This window comes from Yersinia sp. 1252 StPb PI (assembly GCF_048593885.1).
Classification (GTDB): domain Bacteria; phylum Pseudomonadota; class Gammaproteobacteria; order Enterobacterales; family Enterobacteriaceae; genus Yersinia; species Yersinia enterocolitica_E.
This window is the reverse complement of the sequence record NZ_JAZGQE010000400.1, coordinates 1-1,060: the sequence shown is the minus strand read 5'-3', so window position 1 is coordinate 1,060 and position 1,060 is coordinate 1. Positions and strand designations below refer to the sequence as shown.

The window sequence follows — 1,060 nt, the reverse complement described above, 5'->3', positions numbered from 1 at the left end:
GTGCCTCAATAGATGAATTAAGTGATATAGAGCTTTTTACGTTGCCGTTACCGTTGCCTTTAAATAATTACCCAATGGTATTTGCACCGGAACAATGCCCGAAGGCTAACGGAGTGGTTCGAGATAGCTTCTCTCTTAATCAGGCATATATTTCTGATTATCGTGAAAGTGATGGACGAAGGAAAATAGACAAAATAACTTTAGCGGACTGGGTAAAAGCGGAAGGGAAACTAACTGTTACTGTTTTGGATGACAGTAGGTCGGTACGGTTTGATTTCGATTTTAGTCATCTTATTCCTAATAGTTTATATACAGTAATGAGCCTTAGAGAAGATGATTTAAATCCAGATATGCTAACCAGACCTGGACCCCTTGGTATTCCAAATGTATTTATTACTGATGCACATGGATGTGCATCTTATTGGGCTATTTTAGATAATCCATTTCCAGCGAAAGTAAATAAAGAGGCTAATCGTATTATCAATGTAGTCGTGCTTTTTATGAGTTCACAGCAAAGCTATGGCGGAGCAATAGGGCTATATGGATTAGGCGGCGACATTCATGCTCATCTGAAGTTAAAACAGTCAGACTTTCACAATATTACGACACTAGGTAGATAATTATGCCAATTATTAAGATAACGGCTTGGCCATTTGCTAATGAAAAATCGGCTAGTTTACTTATTGCAGACATCACACGAGTAGTTCATACCCAGCTAGGTTGCCCATTAGATAAAATTACAGTTTATATTGAAGAGGTCTCACCTGCTCGGTGGGGGGATGCCGGTATTGCAGGAAATGACCCTGATTTTAAGGAAAAAAGTCGAAGAATGCGCTATGAGGATGGAGAATAAATATGTGCCGGACTGCGTTTTATGATGTGGATGATACGCTAATAAATATAAAAAGCATGTTTGATTTCTTCCATTTTTGGGCAAGTGAAAATAAATTAGACAGTCAGAAAGAAAAATTTGATTCACAGTTTTCTGTTCTGGCTAGAAAAACGAATAGCCGCGAGGAATTAAATAGAACTTATTATCGTTTTTTTAAAGACGTCCCTT

At 37.8% G+C, this 1,060-nt stretch carries 2 protein-coding genes and 1 pseudogene; all 3 read left to right on the top strand.

The window, feature by feature from the left end:
- Window positions 1–620: hypothetical protein (locus V2A85_RS23905; protein ID WP_420072582.1), on the top strand; the 620-nt coding region annotated here is incomplete at its 5' end.
- A gap of 2 nt (window positions 621–622) precedes the next feature.
- Entirely contained in the window at window positions 623–853 is a 231-nt protein-coding gene (locus tag V2A85_RS23900) for a tautomerase family protein (RefSeq protein WP_420072581.1), read from the top strand.
- A gap of 2 nt (window positions 854–855) precedes the next feature.
- Window positions 856–1,060 (top strand): annotated as a pseudogene (locus tag V2A85_RS23895) (HAD-IB family hydrolase); the annotation flags it as partial.

Coding starts and splice junctions, on each gene's coding strand:
- V2A85_RS23900 (WP_420072581.1), top strand. CDS start 623: ATGCCAATTATTAAGATAACGGCTTGGCCATTTGCTAATGAAAAATCG.